The sequence below is a fragment of the Stenotrophomonas sp. STEN020 genome, assembly GCF_056760195.1.
This window is the reverse complement of sequence record NZ_JBRREI010000104.1, coordinates 1-5,100: the sequence shown is the minus strand read 5'-3', so window position 1 is coordinate 5,100 and position 5,100 is coordinate 1. Positions and strand designations below refer to the sequence as shown.

Genomic DNA, 5,100 nt, shown 5'->3' with positions numbered 1-5,100 from the left:
CCCCCCCCCTCCGCCGCGCCGCGCCCCGCCGCCCCCCCCGGCCTCCCCCGCCCCGCCCCCCCCCCCCCCCCCCCCCCCCCCCCCCCCCCCCCCCACTACAGGTGGAGCGATAAAGCGCCGACGGACCTTCTTGATTGCAGGCTTCAGGCTGCAGTGATGTCGAGTCCTAAATTGCGGTTGGGGCGCTTTTCGCTGCCCAACAACATCTACTCAATCACCACGGTAACCGCCGGGCGTGTACCGTTGTTTGCGAGCCGCACGAATGTTGAGGTGGTAATCGAATCCCTCCGCCACTGCGAACTTGTTGGTATCTCGCACAGTCTTGCTTGGGTCGTAATGCCCGATCACTTGCATTGGCTGTTGCAGCTGCAAACAGGATCGCTGGGTGCCTGTCTGCAGCGGCTGAAATCGCGCTCAGGAAGGGCCATTGGCGGCGCGGGATCGATCTGGCAGGCCGGCTATCACGATCATGCAATCAGGCAGGATGAATCACTGCGCGGTGTGGCCAACTACCTGCTGCATAACCCGGTGCGGGCGGGGCTATGTGAAAGGCCCCAGGACTATCCGTATGCGTGGTGCAGATGGGGCTGGCAGCTGTGATGCGCTGATGTAGTGCCGAGCCATGCTCGGCAGGGGTGTTACCTGTGATGCCCCAATGCCGAGCGTGGCTCGGCACTACGGGTGAGGCGTTTGGGATTGTAGGGAACGTCCAATGCCGAGCATGGCTCGGCACTACAGTGACGCGCTAGCGCTAGCGCTTGCGGTGGCGCTTGCCCAGGTCGCGGGCCAATACCCAGACGACCAGCAGGTTGACCGCCAGCAGCAGCCATGAGGCCCAGCCGGGGTGTTTGATGATGGCGTAGAAGTCCAGCGGCAGGTAGAGCGCGGCGGAGATGCAGCCCAGCCAGGAGGCCCAGGCCTTGGCGCGCCACAGGCCCCAGGCTTCAAGCAGGCGCAGCAGCCCGTAGCCGACCAGTACAGCGGCGCCGAGGTGAACGGTATCGGGGGTGATCATGCCCAGTAGCGAGGAGAACGCGCCGTTCTCGGGGTCACCACCTGCACGGTGGATCAGGGCATTGATGATGTTGCGGAGTGGGGCCGGCCCGGAGATCTCCAGGCCAGCCGCGGCGAGAAAGGCCAGTACGGCCTTTCCCGCTTCCAGCAGCGCGATGGCTGCCAGTCCCGGATGCGCATGCGGATCCGGGTTGTAGGGCTTGTTGTCAGTCAAGACAATCAGCCGCCGCGCGACGCCTTCTTGCGGTCGCTTTCGGTCAGGAACTTCTTGCGCAGACGAATTTCCTTCGGGGTGATTTCCACCAGCTCGTCGTCGTCGATGAAGTCCAGGGCCTGTTCCAGCGAGAACTTGATGGCCGGGGTCAGCTGGATCGCGTCGTCCTTGCCCGAAGCGCGCATGTTGGTCAGCGGCTTGGTCTTGATCGCGTTGACGGTCAGATCGTTGTCCTTGGAGTGGATACCGATCAGCTGGCCTTCGTACACGTTGTCGCCTTCAGCAGCGAACAGCTTGCCGCGTTCCTGCAGCGGGCCCAGCGAGTAAGCCGGGGTTGCGCCCGGGGCATTGGCGATCATCACGCCGTTCAGGCGCTTGGCGATGGCGCCCTGTTCCTTCGGGCCGTAATGGTCGAACACGTGGAACAGCAGGCCAGAACCCTGGGTCAGGGTCTTGAACTCGTTCTGGAAGCCGATCAGGCCACGCGCCGGAATCTTGAAATCAAGGCGAACACGGCCCTTGCCGTCGGACTCCATGTTCTCAAGCAGGCCCTTGCGGGTACCCAGCTTTTCCATCACGCCGCCCTGGTGCTGTTCTTCGATATCGACGACCAGCTGCTCGATCGGTTCCATGGCCTGGCCGTCGATCTGCTTGATGATGACTTCCGGGCGCGACACGGCCAGCTCGTAGCCTTCACGACGCATGGTTTCGATCAGCACCGACAGGTGCAGCTCGCCACGGCCGGAGACCAGGAACTTGTCGGCGTCTTCAAGCTGCTCGACCTTCAGTGCAACGTTGTGCACGGTCTCGCGCTCCAGGCGCTCCTTCAACTGGCGGCTGGTCAGGAACTTGCCGCCGGACAGGTCCTTGTTGCCTGCGAACGGCGAGTTGTTGACCTGGAAGGTCATCGAGATGGTCGGCTCGTCGACGGTCAACGGCGGCAGCGCTTCCGGGGTGTCCAGGGCGCAGACGGTGTCGGAGATGGTCAATTCCTGGATGCCGGAGATGGCGATGATGTCGCCAGCCTGTGCTTCCTCGACTTCGATGCGTTCCAGGCCCATGAAGCCCAGCACCTGCAGGACCTTGCCCTGGCGCTTCTTGCCTTCACGGTCGATGACGGCAACGGCCTGGTTCTTCTTGACCTTGCCGCGCTGGATGCGGCCAATGCCGATCACGCCAACGAAGTTGTTGTAGTCCAGCTGGCTGATGCGCATCTGGAACGGGCCGTCGGCCTCGACTTCCGGCACCGGCACGTACTTCATGATCGCTTCGTACAGCGGGGTCATGTCGCCGTCGCGGACGGTGTCTTCCAGGCCAGCGTAGCCGTTCAGGCCCGAGGCGTAGACGATCGGGAAGTCGAGCTGCTCATTGGTTGCGCCGAGCTTGTCGAACAGGTCGAACACCTGGTCGATGACCCATTCCGGACGGGCGCCCGGACGGTCGACCTTGTTGACCACGACAATCGGCTTGAAGCCCATCGCGAAGGCCTTCTGGGTGACGAAGCGGGTCTGCGGCATCGGGCCGTCCATCGCGTCAACCAGGATCAGCACCGAGTCGACCATCGACAGCACGCGCTCCACCTCGCCGCCGAAGTCGGCGTGTCCCGGGGTGTCGACGATGTTGATCCGGTTTTTGATGCCGGTCTTCTTGTCTTCCCAGGTAATGGCCGTGTTCTTGGCCAGGATGGTGATGCCGCGTTCCTTTTCCTGGTCGTTGCTGTCCATCACGCGCTCGGCAAGTACCGTGCGCTCAGACAGGGTGCCGGACTGCTTGAGCAGCTGGTCGACGAGGGTGGTCTTGCCATGATCGACGTGGGCGACGATGGCGATGTTGCGAAGATTTTCGATGGACATGCGAAAGACGGCCAGCCGGTGCCGTGAAATGGGGAAAATGAGTCCAGCATTATAGCGCTATGTCGCGGTTGTGCGAAAACTGCCGTTCAGACTCGTCAGATTGCCCATTCATACTTCCTGCGGAATGGCCGCAGGGAAGGGGCAGCAGCGCGGGCGGAGCCGGGTGTAAACTAGCCGGCTATTGAGAGTCGTCTTCTTTACAAAGGATTTCCCATGTCGCTGATCGCCAATTTCGACACCTCCCGCGGCCTGATCAAGGTCGAGCTGTATGCCGACAAGGCACCGCTGACCGTGGCCAACTTCGTCAACCTGGTGAAGCATGGCTTCTATGACGGTCTGGCGTTCCACCGCGTGATCGCTGACTTCATGGTCCAGGGCGGCTGCCCGGAAGGCTCCGGCCGTGGTGGCCCGGGCTACCGTTTTGAAGATGAAACCAAGAACGGCGTGCGCCACGAGCGCGGCGTGCTGTCCATGGCCAATGCCGGCCCGAACACCAATGGCAGCCAGTTCTTCATCACCCACATCAAGACCGACTGGCTCGATGGCAAGCACACCGTGTTTGGCAAGGTGCTCGAAGGCCTGGACGTGGTTGACGCGATCCAGCAGGGCGATGCGATCAACAAGATCACCCTGGAAGGCGATACCGACGCCGTGCTGGCCGCCAAGGCCGACCGCGTCGCCGAGTGGAACAAGATCCTCGCCGCCTGATTGACTCCGACGGCCACCTGCACAGGTGGCCGTTTCTGATTCCAGCCTGGCCAGCGCGCCTGCGCATGCCCGGCTTTACCCCACACCCGCTTCTTAGCAGAGGAAACCCCCCATGAAAGCACCCGTTCGTGTTGCCGTAACCGGCGCTGCCGGCAATATCGGTTATGCACTGTTGTTCCGCATCGCTTCTGGCGAAATGCTGGGCAAGGATCAGCCGGTCATCCTGCAGCTGCTCGAAATCGACAACGAAAAGGCCCAGGCCGCCCTGCAGGGTGTGGTCATGGAGCTGGAAGACTGCGCGTTCCCGCTGCTGGCTGGCGTGGTGACCACCGCTGATCCGCTGGTGGCCTTCAAGGACGTCGACGTGGCCCTGCTGGTCGGCGCGCGTCCGCGCGGCCCGGGCATGGAGCGCAAGGACCTGCTGCTCGAGAACGCCAAGATCTTCACCGTGCAGGGCAAGGCCCTGAACGCCGTCGCCAAGCGTGACGTGAAGGTGCTGGTGGTCGGCAACCCGGCCAACACCAACGCCTACATCGCGATGAAGTCGGCTCCGGACCTGAACCCGAAGAACTTCACCGCCATGCTGCGCCTGGACCACAACCGTGCCCTGAGCCAGCTGGCTGCCAAGACCGGCAAGACCGTGGAGAGCTTCGAACAGTTCACCGTGTGGGGCAACCACAGCCCGACCATGTACCCGGACTACCGCTTCGCCACCACCGGCGGCGCCAAGGTCGGCGACCTGATCAACGATCAGGAATGGAACGCCAACACCTTCATCCCGACCGTCGGCAAGCGCGGCGCAGCGATCATCGCCGCCCGTGGCCTGTCCTCGGCCGCTTCGGCTGCCAACGCCGCCATCGACCACGTGCATGATTGGGTGCTGGGCAGCAACGGCAAGTGGGTGACCATGGGCGTGCCGTCCGACGGCTCCTACGGCATTCCGGAAGGCGTCGTGTTCGGCTTCCCGGTAACCACCGAGAACGGCGAGTACACCATCATCAAGGACCTGCCGATCGACGACTTCTCCAAGAAGTACATCGACATCACCCTGGGTGAGCTGGAAGAAGAGCGCGCCGGCGTTGCCGACCTGCTGTAACAGCGGTCGGTTGATGTGATGCAATGAACGGGGAGGCTTCGGCCTCCCCGTTTTTATTTGCTGTAGTGGGGGGGGGGGGTTGGGGGTGGGGGGTTTGGAATTACTGGGGTGGGGCTTTTGCGGTGTTTGGCGGGCCACTCCGCTCCCTCCCTTTCGCGTAGCGATGGGGTGGGCTGGGGAGGGGTAAGCTTTTTGCTGGTTGATGCGGCCATGGC

5 protein-coding genes are annotated in these 5,100 nt (G+C 62.9%); 3 read left to right on the top strand and 2 right to left on the bottom strand.

Going from position 1 to position 5,100, the window contains the following annotated elements; genetic code table 11:
* Positions 1 to 156 precede the first annotated feature (156 nt).
* The gene (locus tag ACVOLZ_RS22040) at positions 157 to 600 is read left to right on the top strand and encodes an REP-associated tyrosine transposase (protein ID WP_481517997.1); all 444 of its coding nucleotides are present in this window, start codon (positions 157 to 159) and stop codon (positions 598 to 600) included.
* Between the two features lie 151 nt (positions 601 to 751).
* On the opposite strand, the gene ACVOLZ_RS22035 is transcribed toward ACVOLZ_RS22040, so the two are convergent.
* Together ACVOLZ_RS22035 and typA are read right to left on the bottom strand one after the other, a co-directional pair.
* Complete coding sequence (locus tag ACVOLZ_RS22035; RefSeq protein WP_481517996.1) at positions 752 to 1,228, bottom strand: DUF2127 domain-containing protein; 477 nt, start codon at positions 1,226 to 1,228, stop codon at positions 752 to 754.
* A gap of 5 nt (positions 1,229 to 1,233) precedes the next feature.
* Positions 1,234 to 3,081 (bottom strand): translational GTPase TypA, encoded by a 1,848-nt coding sequence (typA, locus tag ACVOLZ_RS22030; RefSeq protein WP_481517995.1) that lies wholly within the window; start codon positions 3,079 to 3,081, stop codon positions 1,234 to 1,236.
* A 213-nt stretch (positions 3,082 to 3,294) separates the two neighbouring features.
* Here typA and ACVOLZ_RS22025 point away from each other — a divergent pair, with 213 nt between their 5' ends.
* Together ACVOLZ_RS22025 and ACVOLZ_RS22020 are read left to right on the top strand one after the other, a co-directional pair.
* Positions 3,295 to 3,789: a peptidylprolyl isomerase gene (locus ACVOLZ_RS22025; protein ID WP_481513524.1), complete on the top strand. Its 495-nt coding sequence runs from the start codon at positions 3,295 to 3,297 to the stop codon at positions 3,787 to 3,789.
* A 112-nt stretch (positions 3,790 to 3,901) separates the two neighbouring features.
* A complete protein-coding gene (locus tag ACVOLZ_RS22020; RefSeq protein WP_481517994.1) occupies positions 3,902 to 4,885 on the top strand; it encodes a malate dehydrogenase in 984 nt (327 codons plus the stop codon).
* Positions 4,886 to 5,100: the final 215 nt, after the last annotated feature.